15 protein-coding genes and 1 pseudogene are annotated in these 15,131 nt (G+C 72.7%); 7 read left to right on the forward strand and 9 right to left on the reverse strand.

Annotation, left to right across the window (positions count from 1 at the left end):
- Positions 1–6 precede the first annotated feature (6 nt).
- From TR48_RS22130 to TR48_RS22140, 3 genes are all read left to right on the forward strand, one after another.
- Complete coding sequence (locus TR48_RS22130; protein ID WP_042370059.1) at positions 7–1,182, forward strand: acyl-CoA dehydrogenase family protein; 1,176 nt, start codon at positions 7–9, stop codon at positions 1,180–1,182.
- Positions 1,183–1,256: 74 nt separating this feature from the next.
- On the forward strand, positions 1,257–2,000 hold the full coding sequence (locus tag TR48_RS22135; protein ID WP_042370061.1) for an SDR family oxidoreductase: 744 nt from the start codon (positions 1,257–1,259) through the stop codon (positions 1,998–2,000).
- A gap of 19 nt (positions 2,001–2,019) precedes the next feature.
- Positions 2,020–2,982, forward strand: a complete 963-nt coding sequence (locus tag TR48_RS22140) for a sigma-70 family RNA polymerase sigma factor (protein ID WP_042370063.1) — start codon at positions 2,020–2,022, stop codon at positions 2,980–2,982.
- Positions 2,983–3,063: 81 nt separating this feature from the next.
- On the opposite strand, the gene TR48_RS22145 is transcribed toward TR48_RS22140, so the two are convergent.
- Entirely contained in the window at positions 3,064–4,107 is a 1,044-nt protein-coding gene (locus tag TR48_RS22145) for a zinc-dependent alcohol dehydrogenase family protein (RefSeq protein ID WP_042370065.1), read from the reverse strand.
- Positions 4,108–4,173: 66 nt separating this feature from the next.
- Here TR48_RS22145 and TR48_RS22150 point away from each other — a divergent pair, with 66 nt between their 5' ends.
- The 4 genes from TR48_RS22150 to TR48_RS22165 are packed head-to-tail and all read left to right on the forward strand — an operon-like array spanning position 4,174 to position 8,612.
- A complete protein-coding gene (locus TR48_RS22150; RefSeq protein ID WP_042370067.1) occupies positions 4,174–5,199 on the forward strand; it encodes a DEDDh family exonuclease in 1,026 nt (341 codons plus the stop codon).
- Positions 5,200–5,221: 22 nt separating this feature from the next.
- Entirely contained in the window at positions 5,222–6,010 is a 789-nt protein-coding gene (locus TR48_RS22155) for an SURF1 family cytochrome oxidase biogenesis protein (protein ID WP_042370069.1), read from the forward strand.
- Positions 6,011–6,042: 32 nt separating this feature from the next.
- On the forward strand, positions 6,043–7,839 hold the full coding sequence (locus TR48_RS22160; RefSeq protein ID WP_042370071.1) for a glycoside hydrolase family 15 protein: 1,797 nt from the start codon (positions 6,043–6,045) through the stop codon (positions 7,837–7,839).
- A gap of 11 nt (positions 7,840–7,850) precedes the next feature.
- Entirely contained in the window at positions 7,851–8,612 is a 762-nt protein-coding gene (locus tag TR48_RS22165) for an SDR family oxidoreductase (RefSeq protein ID WP_042370072.1), read from the forward strand.
- An 18-nt stretch (positions 8,613–8,630) separates the two neighbouring features.
- Here the strand turns inward: TR48_RS22165 and TR48_RS22170 are convergent, their stop codons facing one another.
- The 8 genes and pseudogenes from TR48_RS22170 to TR48_RS22205 all read right to left on the reverse strand — a co-directional run.
- The gene (locus tag TR48_RS22170) at positions 8,631–8,927 is read right to left on the reverse strand and encodes a GYD domain-containing protein (protein ID WP_042370075.1); all 297 of its coding nucleotides are present in this window, start codon (positions 8,925–8,927) and stop codon (positions 8,631–8,633) included.
- An 86-nt stretch (positions 8,928–9,013) separates the two neighbouring features.
- The gene (locus TR48_RS22175; RefSeq protein WP_042370078.1) at positions 9,014–9,799 is read right to left on the reverse strand and encodes an enoyl-CoA hydratase/isomerase family protein; all 786 of its coding nucleotides are present in this window, start codon (positions 9,797–9,799) and stop codon (positions 9,014–9,016) included.
- Positions 9,800–9,951: 152 nt separating this feature from the next.
- Complete coding sequence (locus TR48_RS22180; protein WP_042370079.1) at positions 9,952–10,182, reverse strand: helix-turn-helix domain-containing protein; 231 nt, start codon at positions 10,180–10,182, stop codon at positions 9,952–9,954.
- 350 nt (positions 10,183–10,532) lie between these two features.
- Positions 10,533–12,131, reverse strand: a complete 1,599-nt coding sequence (locus tag TR48_RS22185) for an ABC-F family ATP-binding cassette domain-containing protein (RefSeq protein ID WP_042370081.1) — start codon at positions 12,129–12,131, stop codon at positions 10,533–10,535.
- Between the two features lie 114 nt (positions 12,132–12,245).
- Positions 12,246–13,004: a PQQ-binding-like beta-propeller repeat protein gene (locus TR48_RS22190; RefSeq protein WP_152628102.1), complete on the reverse strand. Its 759-nt coding sequence runs from the start codon at positions 13,002–13,004 to the stop codon at positions 12,246–12,248.
- Positions 13,005–13,074: 70 nt separating this feature from the next.
- Positions 13,075–13,407 (reverse strand): YnfA family protein, encoded by a 333-nt coding sequence (locus TR48_RS22195; RefSeq protein ID WP_042370084.1) that lies wholly within the window; start codon positions 13,405–13,407, stop codon positions 13,075–13,077.
- 104 nt (positions 13,408–13,511) lie between these two features.
- Positions 13,512–14,687 carry a GNAT family N-acetyltransferase gene (locus TR48_RS22200; RefSeq protein ID WP_052442881.1) on the reverse strand — a complete coding sequence of 392 codons (1,176 nt, stop codon included), beginning with the start codon at positions 14,685–14,687 and terminating at the stop codon, positions 13,512–13,514.
- Positions 14,684–15,131, reverse strand: a pseudogene (locus TR48_RS22205) (lipopolysaccharide biosynthesis protein); the annotation flags it as partial. The gene TR48_RS22200 and the pseudogene TR48_RS22205, both read right to left, overlap by 4 nt.

Raw genomic sequence — 15,131 nt, forward strand, 5'->3', positions numbered from 1 at the left:
CCGCGCATGAGCACCGCTCTCGACCCCCGTGACCCGCTCGGCTTCGACGACCTGCTGAGCGAGGAGGACCTCGCGGTCCGCGACACCGTCCGCGCCTGGTGCGCGGACCGGGTGCTGCCGCACATCGCCGACTGGTACGAGGCGGGCGAGCTGCCGACCGTGCGCGAGCTGGCCCGCGAGCTCGGCTCGATCGGCGCGCTCGGCATGCACCTGCACGGCTACGGCTGCGCCGGTGCGACGGCCGTCCAGTACGGCCTGGCCTGCCTGGAGCTGGAGGCGGCCGACTCCGGTCTGCGCTCGCTGGTCTCCGTCCAGGGCTCGCTGGCGATGTACGCCATCCACCGCTGGGGCAGCGAGGAGCAGAAGCAGCGGTGGCTGCCGGGCATGGCGGCCGGGGAGATCATCGGCTGCTTCGGCCTGACCGAGCCCGACCACGGCTCCGACCCGGCCTCGATGCGGACGAACGCCAAGCGCGACGGTTCGGACTGGGTGCTGAACGGCCGCAAGATGTGGATCACCAACGGTTCGGTGGCCGGCGTCGCCGTGGTCTGGGCGCGAACCGACGAGGGGATCCGGGGCTTCGCCGTTCCGACGGACACCCCCGGATTCTCGGCGCCCGAGATCAAGCACAAGGGCTCGCTGCGCGCCTCGGTCACCAGCGAGCTGGTGCTGGACAACGTCCGGCTGCCCGCCGACGCGGTCTTCCCCGAGGTCCGCGGACTCAAGGGCCCCCTGTCCTGCCTCAACCAGGCCCGCTACGGCATCGTCTGGGGCGCGCTCGGCGCGGCCCGCAGCTGCCTGGAGGCCGCGCGCGAGTACAGCATCACCCGCGAGCAGTTCGGCAAGCCGATCGGCGGGTTCCAGCTGACCCAGGCCAAGCTGGCCGACATGTCCCTGGAGCTGAACAAGGGCCTGCTGCTGGCCTGGCACCTGGGCAACCGGATGGACGCCGGCACGCTCCGCCCGGAGCAGGTCAGCTACGGCAAGCTCAACAACGTGCGCGAGTCCATCGAGATCGCGCGGACGGCCCGGACGATCCTGGGCGCGAACGGCATCAGCTACGAGTACCCGATCATGCGCCACGCCAACAACCTGGAGTCGGTGCTGACCTACGAGGGCACCGTCGAGATGCACCAGCTCGTCATCGGCAAGGTGCTGACCGGCCAGGACGCGTTCCGGTAGCCGACCACGACGGATTTTCGCCCCGCGGCTGGTCCTGATTGCGAAAGCAGTCGACCAGCCGCGAGGAGAGAACGATGTCCACCCAGACGCAGACCGCCGTGGTCACCGGTGCGAGCCGGGGCTTCGGCCGCGCCATCGCCGCCGCGCTCGTCGCCCAGGGGACGCGCGTCCTCGGCGTCGCCCGGAACAAGGCCGAGCTCGCCGCGGTGCGGGACGAGCTCGGCGCGGGCTTCACGCCCGTGGTCGGGGACGCCACCGACGAGGCGCTCGCCGACCGGGTGCTGACCGAGCACCGCCCGGACCTGCTCGTCCTCAACGCCGGGGTGGGGCCGCACCTCGGTGCGATCCACGAGCAGACGTGGGAGACGTTCACCGTCAACTGGAACAACGACACCCGCCAGGCCTTCACCTGGACCCGGGCCGCGTTGCGGCAGCCGCTCGCGCCCGGGAGCGTCGTGGTGGAGATGTCCAGCGGCGCCGCGCTCAAGGGCTCCCCGCTCAGCGGCGGGTACGCCTCGGCCAAGGCGGCGATCCGCTTCATCAGCGGCTACGGGGCGGAGGAGGCGGACCGCGCCGGCCTCGGCATCCGGTTCGTCGCGCTGCTGCCGCAGCTGACGCCGCTGACCGGGATCGGCTCGCTCGCCGTGGACGGGTACGCCGCGCGGGCCGGGGTGGACCGGGAGACCTTCGTCCGGGGCCTTACGCCCGTGCTGACGCCGGAGCTGGTCGCGAAGGCGGTCCTGGAGGTGGCGACGGACCCCGACAGCGCGGCCGAGTACGTGGTGAGCGGGGCGGGCCTGAAGCCGCTGGACCACTGACATGACTACCGTGGGCCCCATGGTCTCGAACCCCGAGTTCGCCACGCTCACCGAGCCGTTCCGGCGGGAGCTGCTCGCGCACTGCTACCGGATGCTCGGCTCCGTCCACGACGCCGAGGACCTGGTGCAGGAGACGTACCTGCGGGCGTGGCGCGGCTTCGACCGGTTCGAGGGGCGCTCCTCGGTCCGGCGGTGGCTCTACAAGATCGCGACGATGGCCTGTCTGACCGCGCTGGAGACCCGGTCGCGACGGCCGCTGCCGTCCGGGCTCGGCGCCCCGCAGGAGGACCACCGGGCCGCCGTCGCCGAGCGGGAGCCGAGCGTGCCGTGGCTGGAGCCCGCGCCCGACGCGCTGTTCGGCGGCGGCGGGGACGATCCGGCGGCGGTCGTCGCCGCCCGCAGCGGCGTGCGGCTGGCGTTCATCGCCGCCCTGCAGTTCCTCTCGGCGCGCCAGCGCGCGGTGCTGACGCTCCGTGACGTGCTGGCGTTCCGGGGCGTCGAGGTCGCGGAGATGCTGGACACGACGGCGGCCGCGGTCGACAGCGCGCTGCGTCGCGCCCGCGCGGTCCTCGCCGAGGTCGGCCCCGTCGCGGACGACCTCGCCGAACCGGACGAGGCGGCCCGGCGCCGCCTGCTCGACGACTACGTCGACGCGTTCACCCGCGCCGACGCCGACGCGCTGGTGCGGTTGCTGCGCGCCGACGTCGAGTTGGAGATGCCGCCGACGCCCACCTGGTTCACCGGCCGCCCTGCGGTCCTCGGCTTCCTCGCCGCCAAGGTCATGCGTCCGGGCCTGTGGCGGATGGACCCGACCCGCGCCAACGGCCAGGCCGCCGTCGTCATCCGCAGACGCGGCGACGACGGCGGCCACCACCCTTACGGCGTCCAGGTCCTGACGCTGAACGGTGCAGCGGTGGCCCGCATCACGTCCTTCAACGACCCGGGCCTGGTTCCGCTGTTCAGCTCCCCGCCGCCGTCGTGAGATCGAACACCATGGCACTCAAGCGGATCTCCCCCGTGATCAGGTCCGGTTACGGGCACGATCACTCCAGGGGGAGGCCGGCTAGAAGGTGATCTTCACCTTCAGCGCCGTGCGCTCGTCCATCGCCTTGTAGCCGTCCGGGACCCCGGACAGCGGCACCTCGGCGTCGAAGACCGGGGAGGGGTCGATGACGCCGGCGAGGACGTCCGCCAACAGCTCGGGGATGTAGGCGCGGGCCGGGGCGACGCCGCCGCGCAGGGCGACGTTGCGGTCGAACATCTGGCTGATGTCGACACCCGCGCTGCCGCCGTGCGGAACGCCGACGTAGCCGACCGCGCCGCCGTCGCGGGTGATGGAGATCGCGGTCTTCATGGACTGCTCGGTGCCCACCGCCTCCAGCACGGCGTGCGCGCCCAGACCCCGCGTCAGCTCGCGGACCGCGTCGACCGCCTCGTCGCCGCGGGCGGCGACGACGTCCGTCGCGCCGAAGGTGCGGGCGATGGCGGTGCGGGCGTCGTGACGGCCCATCGCGATGATGCGCTCCGCGCCCAGCCGCTTCGCCGCGAGCACGCCGCACAGGCCCACTGCGCCGTCGCCGACGACGGCGACGGTCGCACCGGGACGGACGCCCGCCGCCAGCGCGGCGTGGTGGCCGGTGGACATGACGTCGGACAGGGCGAGCATCGCGGTCAGCAGCCGCGGGTCGGACTGGGCGTCAGCCGGGAGCTTGACCAGCGTGCCGTCGGCGAAGGGGACGCGGACCGCCTCGCCCTGGCCGCCGTCGGAGCCGGGCGTGCCCCAGAAGCCGCCGTGCGGGCAGGAGGTCTGCAGGCCCTCGGCGCAGAACTCGCACACGCCGTCGGACCAGACGAACGGCGCGACGACGAGGTCGCCCGGCTTGACCGAGGCGACGTCAGCGCCGACGGACTCGACCACGCCCAGGAACTCGTGCCCGATCCGCTGGCCCTTCTCCCGCGCGGCGACGCCGCGGTAGGCCCACAGGTCGCTGCCGCAGATGCAGGCGAGGACCGTGCGGACCACTGCGTCGGTGGACTTCCGCAGGACCGGGTCGGGGACCTCCTCCACCCGGATGTCGTTCGGTCCGTGGATCACTGTGGCGCGCATGGTTCTCGTCTCTCTCTGTGCCGACCGGTCAGGTGCTGTCGGCCTTCCACCGTATTGTGTTCCACCGTGCTTCCTGGATCTGACATCGAGACCTGGCCCGCGGACTACCCGGACGCGGGGTGGGCCGTGGTCGACGTGGAGACCACCGGCCTCGGCCGGACGGACCGCGTCATCTCGGTCGGTGTCTACCAGCTCGACCCGCGCGGCGCAGTCCAGGACCACTGGTACGCGACCGTCAACCCGGAGCGCGATCCCGGCCCGGTCTGGATCCACGGGCTGACCAGCGACATGCTGGAGGGCTCGCCGACCTTTCCCGGCGTGGCCGAGGAGCTCAGCCGGCGGCTGGCGGGGCGGGTGCTGGTGGCTCACAACGCCCTGTTCGACTGGTCGATGATCTCCCGTGAGTACGCACGGATGAGCGGCCGCGCGCCGATCGAGCAGCGGCTGTGCACCATCGTGCTCTCGCGCGACCTCGGGCTGCCGCTGCCCAACCACAAACTCGGCACCCTGGCGGCGCACTTCGGTGTGGAGCCGCGCCGCGCGCACCACGCCCTGGACGACGCGCGAGTGCTGGCGGAGATCTTCCGGCCCAGCCTGCGGCTGGCGGCCGAGGCCGGGCTGCGGCTGCCGCTGGTGCCGTGCGTCCCGATAAGCGATCTGGGCCTGGCCGAGGAGGCGCGCGCGGCCGGCCGCGTGCACATCCCAGGACAGGCGGGCGCCTCGCAGACGGTGCGCCGGGCCGGCGCGTGGGGCGGCTACCGCCCGGCCAAGCGGCGCCCCGCCTGTCCGTACCCGAACCCCGGACGCTGGCGGCCGGACGGACCGCTGGTCCAGGGCATGCGGGTGGCGATCACCGGGGACACCGCGACCGACCGCGAGGTGCTGGAGGACCGGCTGACCGAGGCCGGGCTCCACGTCGCCTCGTCCGTGAGCCGTCTCACCAGCCTGCTGGTGACCAACGACCCGGACGGCTGGTCCACCAAGGCCCGCAAGGCCCGCGAGGTCGCCACGCCGACGGTGGACGAGGCGGCGTTCCTGCAGCTCCTGCAGCACGTCCAGCCGCAGGACGGACCCCCGGCGCAGGGGCGCTGAGGAGCGGAGGTACCGTTCTTCAGTGTTCCGCATCCTGCTCACCCGGCGCTGGGTGGTGCTCACCCTGGTGTTCCTGGCCCTCATCCCGGCGATGATCTGGCTGGGCCAGTGGCAGTACCACCGCTACCAGCAGACCAGCCGCAACAACGCGATGATCAACGCCAATCTGGACGCGGCGGCGGTGCCCATGGAGTCGCTGTCGAAGCCGGGGGCGACGATCCCGCTGAGCGAGATGTACCGGACCGTCACCGCGCACGGGCGCTTCGACCCGGCGCACCAGTTCGTGGTGCGGCACCGCACCGACGCCTCCGGCGACGACATCGGCTTCTACCTGGTCACCCCGCTGATCCAGGACGACGGCAAGGCGGTGCTGGTCAACCGCGGCTGGATCACCCCCGGGAACACCATGGGCGCCCAGTTCCCGTCAGTGCCCTCCACGCCGAGCGGCGAGATCACCGTCACCGGGAGGCTGCGCCCCGACGAGACCACGGCGCTGACCGGCATCCGGAACCCGGGCGGCATGCCCGAGAGGCAGTTCATGCTGATCAACAGCGGTGAGCAACAGAAGCACGTCAGCGAGCCGCTGCTGGCCGGCTACCTGGAGCTGACCGGATCCTCCCCCGCGCTGACCTCGTCCGCGCAGGCCGAGGAGGTGCCGAACCCGAACGACAACCAGTCCGACAGCATGGCGGTCGTGGGCAAGGGCGTGCACCTGCCCTACGCGATCCAGTGGTGGGTCTTCGCCGCGCTGATCCCCGTCGCGTGGTGGTTCCTGTTCCGACGCGAGATCAAGCTGGCCCGAAAGGCCTGATTTCGCGCGCTCGGACGGGCAGGATGGACTCCATGCCCGGACGCATCGAGGACTACGCGCTGATCGGAGACCTGCAGACCGCCGCGCTGGTGGGCAGGGACGGATCGATCGACTGGCTCTGCCTGCCCCGCTTCGACTCCCCCAGTTGCTTCGCGGCCCTGCTCGGCGGCGACGAACACGGTCACTGGCGGCTGGCCCCCGCCTCGGACGGCGAGGCGCCGTTCCGCTCCTACATCGGGGACAGCCTGGTCCTGCAGACCGAGTGGACCACGTCCACCGGCAGCGTCAGGGTGATCGACTTCATGCCGCAGCGCGACCGCACGCCCGACGTGATGCGGATCGTGGAGGGCATCAGCGGCTCGGTGAAGATGATCGGCGAGCTGCGGCTGCGCTTCGACTACGCACGGGTCGTCCCGTGGATGCGCCGGACGAACCACCACCGGGTCGCCATCGCCGGCCCCGACGCCGTCTGGCTGCGCTGCGACGAGAAGGTCCGCACCTACGGACGCGACTTCGCGACGTACTCGGAGTTCACCGTCCACGAGGGCGAGCGGATCCCGTTCGTGCTGAGCTGGACGCCCTCGCACCACGCGGCGGCCCCGCGGCAGGACCCGGAGAAGTCGCTCCAGGCCACGCTGGACGACTGGCAGCGCTGGGCCGAGCACTGCGCGCCCGGCCTGCGGGAGGCCGACCAGCCGTCGGTGCGGCGCTCGCTGATCACCCTGAAGGCGCTCACCTACGAGCCCACCGGCGGCATCGTCGCCGCCGCCACGGCGGGCCTGCCCGAGCAGGTCGGCGGCGCGCGCAACTGGGACTACCGCTTCTGCTGGCTGCGCGACTCGACCATGACGCTGTCCGCGCTGCTGAACGCCGGCTACCGGCGCGAGGCCGAGGCCTGGTACAAGTGGCTGCTGCGCGCGATCGCCGGAGACCCGGCCGACCTGCAGACGATGTACGGGGTGGGCGGCGAGCGGCGCCTGCCGGAGGAGCTGGCCGACTGGCTGCCCGGCTACGAGGGCTCCGCGCCCGTCCGCTTCGGCAACGCGGCCGTCGACCAGCTCCAGCTGGACGTCTACGGCGAGGTGGTGGACACCCTCTACCTGGCCCACCAGCACGGCATCCGGATAGAGCAGCATGTGTGGCGGCTGCTGCTGAAGCTGCTGGAGTTCCTCGAGGAGCACTGGTCCGATCCGGACGAGGGCCTGTGGGAGGTGCGCGGCCCGCGCCGCCACTTCGTCCACTCCAAGATCATGTGCTGGGTGGCCTTCGACCGCGCGGTCAAGCTCGCGGAGGAGACCAAGATGTCGGGCCCGGTCGAGCGGTGGCGCGAGTTGCGCGACCTCATCCACTCCGACGTCTGCTCGCGCGGCGTGGACAAGAAGCGCGGCGTCTTCACCCAGTACTACGGCGGCGCGGCGCTGGACGCGTCCACCCTCTTCGCCGTGAAGACCGGCTTCCTGCCACCCGAGGACCCGCGCATCGTCGCCACCGTCGAGGCGATCCGGCGCGACCTGCACCACGACGGCTTCATCCTGCGGTACTCCACGCCGACCGACGACGCGGCGACCGACGCCGTGGACGGCCTGGCCGGCTCCGAGGGTGCCTTCCTCGCCTGCTCCTACTGGCTGTGCGACGCGCTGATCCTCATCGGCCGCGTCGACGAGGCCCGCGCCCTCTTCGACCGCCTGCGCTACCTGGCCAACGACCTCGGCCTGATCTCGGAGGAGTGGGATCCGGTGGCGGGCCGTCAGCTCGGCAACACCCCCCAGGCGTTCACGCACGTCGCCCTCGTCAACACCGCGTTCCAACTCGCGCACACGGAAGGCTGAACCGCACGCACATGGATCTCGGACTCGCCGGACGCGTCTACATCGTCACCGCCGCCACCCGCGGCCTCGGCTTCGCAAGCGCGCAGGCGCTGGTGGCCGACGGCGCGCAGGTCCTGGTCACCGGCCGGGAGGAGCAGTCCGTCGCGGCGGCCGTCGACGCGCTCGGCGGCCCGACCGCCGCGGAGGGCGTGGTCGCCGACAACGCCGCGCCGGACACGGCGGAGCGTCTCGTCGGCGCGGCGCTGGCCCGCTTCGGACGCCTCGACGGCATCCTGATCAGCGTCGGCGGCCCGGCGGCGGGCACGATGCTGGGCACGCCGGAGTCCGCCTGGCGCGAGGCCTTCGAGTCGGTCTTCCTCGGCGCGCTGCGCATCGCCCGGGCGGCGGCGGACGTGCTGGAGGAGGGCGGCGCGATCGGCTTCGTCCTGTCCAGCTCGGTCCGGCAGCCGATTCCCGGTCTCGCCGTCTCCAACGGCCTGCGCCCCGGCCTGGCGATGGCGGCCAAGACGCTGGCCAACGAGCTGGGCCCGGAGGGCGTCCGCGTCTTCGGCCTGCTCCCGGCCCGTATCGACACCGAGCGCGTCCAGCACCTCGACTCCCTGGCCGCGGACCCCGCCGGGAGGCGCGCGGCCCACGAGGCGTCGATCCCGCTGCGCCGCTACGGCCGCCCGGAGGAGTTCGGCAAGGTCGCCGCCTTCGCCCTCTCACCGGCGGCGAGCTACCTCACCGGGATCATGATCCCGGTGGACGGCGGGGCGATGCAGGGGATCTGAACGAACGTCACGCGGCGGTCAGCCGGTCGCCTTGGCGATGATCGCGTCCATCTCGGCCGCGTCGTAGGCCCGCATGCTGACCGTGCGGACGTTGCCGACGCCGCTCACCTGGAGCAGCACCGCCGTCGCCGTCTCGTCGTCGGGTGCGTCGACGACGACCACCATGTCGTACGGCCCGACCGTCCAGTACATCTCGCGCAGCTTCGCGCCCAGCGCCTCCGCGGCGGCGGCGAACGCCCTGGCCCGGGCGGTGGTGTCCTGGTAGTCGCGGACCCCCTGGTCGGTCCAGCTCACCAGGCTGATGAAAGTGGCCATGACCCCTCACGCTCCTCTCTCCCATGTCTCCATGGTCGGTCGCGAGGGGTCGTCGGGCACGTCGCGCGTCCCCGCCGGGGGAACGGTTACTCTCCCACGCCGGCCAGGTCGCGCAGGCGGCGGAGCTGGGCGGCGCGCTCGGCGGCGCGCTGCTCGTCGAGGGAGCGGCCGGGGGCGCCGGCGAGCAGGGCCTTGGTCTCGATGACCGCGTCACGGGGGGACGCGAGCAGCGCGGCGGCGAGGTCGGAAGCGGCCGCGTCCAGCTCCTCGGCCGGGACGACGAGGTTCGCCAGGCCGACGCGGGCGGCCTCGTCCGCGTGGACCCAGCGGCCGGTCGCGCAGATCTCCAGCGCACGGGCCGGGCCGACCAGGTCGACCAGCGGCTTGGTGCCGGTGAGGTCGGGGACCAGACCGAGCGCGGTCTCCTTCATCGCGAACTGGACGTCCTCGGCGACGACGCGCAGGTCGCAGGAGAGGGCGAGCTGGAAGCCGGCGCCCACCGCGTGGCCCTGGACGGCGGCGATGCTGACCAGGTCGGGACGGCGCCACCAGAGGAAGCCCTCCTGGTACTCGGCGATGACCGCGTCGCCGTCGCCGCTCTTGGCGATCTCGATGAAGGAGAGCTCGCCGGGAATGCCCTCGGGCGTGAACGCCTGCCGGTTGAGGCCCGCGGAGAAGGAGACGCCCTCGGCGCGCAGCAGCACGACCCGGACGGTACCGGGCAGCTCCCGGCCGATCGCGGCCAGCGCACGCCACATCGCGGGCGACTGCGCGTTCCGCCGCTCGGGACGGCACAGCGTCACCATGGCGAGCTCGCCCTCCACCTCGAGGCGCACCCCTGCCTCGGCCCACTCGGCAGCTTGATCAGACACAGGACCCTCCGGCCGTCGCAGAATATTGCTACCGAAGAGTAACCACAGGGGAGACGCGGAATCCAGACACCACCGGACACGACGAACGACGGTCAGGGGGAGGAGATCCCGACCGCCGTTGCGTCACGAGCAGGTGCCGCGCCGGAACGCCGTCAGCCGGCGGCTGCGGCGGCCTTCGCCTTGCCGCGCGTGGCCCCACCGCGACCGCGGAGGGACACGCCGGACTCGCTGAGCATGCGGTGGACAAAGCCGTAGGAACGACCCGTCTCCTCCGCGAGCGCGCGGATACTCGCACCGGAGTCGTACTTCTTCTTGAGCTCGGTCGCGAGCTTCTCCCGCGCGGCACCAGTCACCCGGCTGCCCTTTTTCAGAGTCTCGGCCACCCGTGCCTCCTCGTAGCAGTGCTCTGTCGGAATCCCATGATCACCCATGGGGGGCTTCATGGCCACCCATTCGACAAGGTCGATACCGGGATTCCCGGCCCGAAGTGGTGTCGCCGCGCGCACGGGGAGCGCACAGGATCAACTGTCGCGCCCCCGGCCGGAGCAGTCCCCACCGCCGAAATTGCTGATCAGCAGCGGTAATTGGGCATTGCAGAAGATTGCGGATTCCACGGATTCGGAGCCGCGCCCAGCAGCGGAACACGCAAGAGCCGATATGAGGTCTCCTGGGCCAGATGCATGATCCCTCGCCTAGTCGAACAGTTCCGACGAGGCGTTTTGCTACTGATAATTCACGCGAGCGACACGAGGTCCGCGTAACCCTCGTTCCAGAGGTCCTCGACCCCGTCCGGCAGCAGAATGATCCGCTCGGGCTGGAGCGCGTCGACGGCGCCCTCGTCGTGGGTGACGAGCACGACCGCGCCCTCGAAGGAGCGCAGCGCGCCGAGGATCTCCTCACGGCTGGCCGGGTCGAGGTTGTTGGTCGGCTCGTCGAGCAGCAGCACGTTCGCGCTGGAGACGACCAGCGTGGCGAGCGCCAGACGCGTCTTCTCGCCGCCGGAGAGCACCCCGGCCGGCTTGTCGACGTCGTCGCCGGTGAAGAGGAACGAGCCGAGGATCTTGCGGACCTCGACCAGGTCCATGTCCGGCGCGGCGGAGCGCATGTTCTCCAGGATGGTGCGGTCCGCGTCCAGGGTCTCGTGCTCCTGGGCGTAGTAGCCGATCTTCAGGCCGTGGCCGGGCACGACCTGACCGGTGTCCGGCTGCTCCACACCCGCGAGCATGCGCAGCAGCGTCGTCTTGCCCGCGCCGTTCAGGCCCAGCACGACGACGCGCGAGCCCTTGTCGATGGCGAGGTCGACGTCGGTGAAGATCTCCAGCGAGCCGTAGGACTTGGACAGGCCCTCCGCCGTCAGCGGCGTCTTGCCGCAGGACGCGGGGGTCGGGAAGCGCAGCTTGGCGACGCGGTCGTTCTGGCGCACCGCCTCCAGGCCGGAGAGCAGCTTCTCGGCGCGGCGGGCCATGTTCTGCGCGGCGACGGTCTTGGTGGCCTTGGCGCGCATCTTGTCGGCCTGCGAGTTCAGCTGCTGGGCCTTCTTCTCCGCGTTGGCGCGCTCGCGCTTGCGGCGCTTCTCGTCGGCCTCGCGCTGCTGGAGGTAGAGCCGCCAGCCCATGTTGTAGACGTCGATGCAGGTGCGGTTGGCGTCCAGGTAGAAGACCTTGTTGACGACCTCGTCGACCAGGTTGATGTCGTGGGAGATGACGATGAAGCCGCCCTTGTAGGACTTCAGGTAGTCCCGCAGCCACAGGATCGAGTCGGCGTCCAGGTGGTTGGTCGGCTCGTCCAGCAGCAGGGTGTCGGAGTCCGAGAACAGGATGCGCGCGAGCTCCACGCGGCGGCGCTGACCGCCGGAGAGGGTGTGCAGCGGCTGGCCCAGCACGCGGTCCGGCAGACCCAGGCTGGCGGCGATGGTCGCGGCCTCGGCCTCGGCGGCGTAACCGCCCTTGGTGAGGAACTCGGTCTCCAGGCGGGAGTACTTCTTCATCGCCTGGTCGCGGGTGGCGCCTTTGCCGTTGGCCATCTTGTCCTCGTTGATGCGCATCTTGCGCAGCACCTCGTCGAGGCCGCGGGCGGACAGCACGCGGTCGCGGGCGAGGACGTCGAGGTCGCCGGTGCGCGGGTCCTGCGGCAGGTAGCCGATCTCGCCGCTGCGAGTCACTGTGCCGCCGGCCGGCTGGCCCTCGCCGGCGAGCACCTTGGTGAGCGTCGTCTTGCCGGCGCCGTTGCGGCCGACCAGTCCGATCCGGTCACCGGCGGCGACGCGCAAGGTCGCCGACTCGATCAGGATGCGGGCGCCTGCGCGCAGCTCGATCTCGTTGGCGACGATCATGGCGAAACTACTCCCGGGGACGGTGCGCGAGGCCGCGCGTCAGCGCGCTCGCAGTCGGATGCGGCCAGGACCGTCCGTACGGGCCTATGCAGCAGGAGGCAACAAGCCTCCAGTCTACCGGGCTGCGCAAACGCATTCCGTGGCCGGACGGCCCGTGGCCGGGTCCACGGCGTACGACTCGCGCCCGGGCACGACGAGCACGTCGACCTCGCCGTCCGCCCCCGCGTCCATCCGCACCGGGGCGACGGCGGGCCTCTGCCAGCGCCGGCCGTCCAGGTCGAACCCCTCCAGCTCGGTCCGCCCCGAACCGGCGGCGCAGTCGCGCCGCACCAGCACCCACGCCCCCACGTGCACCGGCCCTGCCGGGCCGGTGTCGCGGTAGAAGCACCCGGCGGAGGGGAGGGCGGAGGTGCGGAGGGTGCCGTCACCCGTGTTGTACGTCATCACCACGTCGCGGGTCAGCACCAGGAACGTTTCTCCCGCGCCCAGCGACACCAGCAGCAGGGGCGTCCCCGCCCCCACCCCGGGCACGTACCGGTGCCACCGCACCGCGGCCGGCTCCGGCTCCATCCCGGTCAGCATCCCGTCGTCCCACAGGACGACCGTCGTCGCGCCGACGGGAACGAGCCGCAGCGGCCGGTGCCCGCCCCGGCGGTAACTCCACACCAGGCGCCCGCTGTGCGCCTCGTACCCCTGGACCTCCCCGGCCCCCACCCGCAACGCGTCCGCGCCACCGCGCTGCGTCCGGGCCGCCCCCACCACGTCGTCCCCGAACGGTGCGGGCCGCTCCGCCCTCGCGGCGGCGCCCACGAGCGCCAGCCCGATGAGCAGCAAGGCCGTGATCACAGCCCGGAGGGATACGCGGGAACGCATGAACGTCACCGTAAGGGCTGGTCACCGCCCCACAGCGACAGTCCGCGCGCGTGTCGTGGCGCGGCCGGTCCTACGCGCGCGGCTGGTAGATGATGATCCCGGCGCCGACGACGCAGACGGCGGCGCCGATCAGGTCCCACAGGCTGGGGCGGAAGCCGTCGACGAGGACGCCCCAGGCGAGGGAGCCGACGACGAAGACGCCGCCGTAGGCGGCGAGGACACGGCCGAAGTGGGAGTCGGGCTGCGCGGCGGCGACGAAGCCGTACGCGCCCAGAGCGAGAACCCCGCCGAGCGCGAACAGCCAGCTTCGGTGCTCCCGCACCGCCTGCCAGATCAGCCAGCAGCCGCCGATCTCGGCGATCGCGGCGAGGACGAACAGCAGGACGGAGCGAGTGACGGCCACACAGGGAGGTTAGGAGATGCGGGGCGCCGCCGGACGCACGGCCCCGCCGCGTGGCCGCGAAGTGCCTCCCTTCGAGGCGCCGGGCCACACGGCGGGGCCGCACCTCACCCGTGCCCGGAGAGGTGGCCCTTGACCACGCGCAGGCGGTTCCTGACCTCGCGGAGCCACGGCATGCGCCGCCGCGCGACGTCCCTCGCGCGGTCCTCCACGCGGGCCAGGCACGCGGTGAGGGCGACGGTCGGGGCCGAGCCGAGCAGCAGCCGCTCGTTGGGCGCGGGGTCCGGACGCCAGCGCTGCTTGTACGGCTCGTCGCCGCGCAGCAGGCTCACCTCCGTCCGGCCGGTGTTGACCGCGTGGGTGAGGGACTCGCCGAAGAGCATGCCGGCGATGTCGACGCGCTCGCGCGCCTCGGGGTGGACGCCGTAGACGTAGAGGGCGACCATCGCGTGGCTCTGGAGCATCAGATCGCAGGCGATGAGTCGCCCGTCGAGCCGGTACTCGCGCAGCTGCGCGCGTTCCGTCGCGGCCATGCCGGTGGCCGCCGCGCGCAGGTGGGACGCGAAGCGCTCCCGCATGTGCTCCGGGGTCGCGCCGCGGTCGCGCCACTGCAGGGCGTGCAGGGCGAGCATCCGGTCGACCGACTCCGGGGCCTCCCATGCGGGCACCAGGCGCACCTCGACGCCGGCCGCGGCCAGCTTGCGGAGCTTGACCCTGGTGCGCTGGGCGGTGCGGCCGGGGAGCCGCGTCAGCAGCTCGTCCATCGGCATGCTGGGCAGGTGCTGGACCAGGGATGCGGGCAGCTTGCGGGCCGCCCGGGGCCAGTGGACGAGCAGGGTGTGGACCGCGGCGTCCGCGCGGACCTCCGGCAGGTCGACGCGGGCGAACGGCCCGCGCAGCTCCGCCGCGAGGGCGGCGGCCAGCCGCCGCGCCGCCTCGTCCGCGCAGTCGCGGTCCAGCAGCACGTCGTGGAAATCGGTGATCTCCGCGCCGAGCGGCCGCAGCGCCGCGCCCTCGCGGTAGAGGGGCGCGAGCGCGATCAGCCGCCCGTCGCGACGGACCGTGACCACGCGCAGGCGGCCCGGTCGCCCGTAGCTGTGCCACCAGGAGGCGAGCCAGGCGTGGGACTGGAACGGCGTCGCCCCGGGGCTGCGCTCCTGCAGCTCGTTCCACTCCTCCGCGAGCGCCTCCAGCGCGCGCCCGTCGCGCACGACCGCGGTCTCGTACCGCGGCGCGCAGTCGGCGGCGCCGCCGGACGCGTCGGGGCGGACGGCGGTCGTCATGCGCCCGTCCCCGCGGACTCGCGCTGCTGCTCGGGCACGTTCGCGGGGTCGACCGGCCCGGTCGCCGCCGCACCCCGCGCTCCGCGCTCCACGAGCGCGCCGCCCGCGCCCGGACGGGCCAGCAGCGCGAGGCTGCCCAGCAGCAGGCCCGCCGCACCGCCGACGGCGGCGTCCAGGCTCCTGGAGGGCGAGGACGGGGCCGCGGGCGCGGCGGCCTGGGCGAGCGCGATCAGGCGCACACGGGTCTGCTGGGCGGTGGTGTCGCCGAAGGCGACCAGGGACCGGGCGACCGCGTTCGCCTCGTCGGCGGCGAGCCGGGCGGAGCTCGCGCTGCCGGTGATCTGGATCATCGGCGCGTCCGGGGAGGTCTGCGCCTGGACGTCCTTGGCCAGCTCGCGCATCGGCACGCCGATGTCGGCGGCGGCGCTCGACAGCACCTCCGGC

The organism is Streptacidiphilus neutrinimicus (genome assembly GCF_000787815.1).
In the GTDB taxonomy this organism is placed as follows: Bacteria; Actinomycetota; Actinomycetes; order Streptomycetales; family Streptomycetaceae; genus Streptacidiphilus; species Streptacidiphilus neutrinimicus.

Bases quoted from the DNA above. Each gene is read 5' to 3' on its own strand.
- TR48_RS22135 (WP_042370061.1), top strand. From the start codon at position 1,257: ATGTCCACCCAGACGCAGACCGCCGTGGTCACCGGTGCGAGCCGGGGC.
- TR48_RS22130 (WP_042370059.1), top strand. From the start codon at position 7: ATGAGCACCGCTCTCGACCCCCGTGACCCGCTCGGCTTCGACGACCTG.
- TR48_RS22200 (WP_052442881.1), bottom strand. From the start codon at position 14,687: ATGACGACCGCCGTCCGCCCCGACGCGTCCGGCGGCGCCGCCGACTGC.
- TR48_RS22170 (WP_042370075.1), bottom strand. From the start codon at position 8,927: ATGGCCACTTTCATCAGCCTGGTGAGCTGGACCGACCAGGGGGTCCGC.
- TR48_RS22185 (WP_042370081.1), bottom strand. From the start codon at position 12,131: ATGATCGTCGCCAACGAGATCGAGCTGCGCGCAGGCGCCCGCATCCTG.
- TR48_RS22140 (WP_042370063.1), top strand. From the start codon at position 2,020: ATGGTCTCGAACCCCGAGTTCGCCACGCTCACCGAGCCGTTCCGGCGG.
- TR48_RS22160 (WP_042370071.1), top strand. From the start codon at position 6,043: ATGCCCGGACGCATCGAGGACTACGCGCTGATCGGAGACCTGCAGACC.
- TR48_RS22190 (WP_152628102.1), bottom strand. From the start codon at position 13,004: ATGCGTTCCCGCGTATCCCTCCGGGCTGTGATCACGGCCTTGCTGCTC.
- TR48_RS22165 (WP_042370072.1), top strand. From the start codon at position 7,851: ATGGATCTCGGACTCGCCGGACGCGTCTACATCGTCACCGCCGCCACC.
- TR48_RS22145 (WP_042370065.1), bottom strand. From the start codon at position 4,107: ATGCGCGCCACAGTGATCCACGGACCGAACGACATCCGGGTGGAGGAG.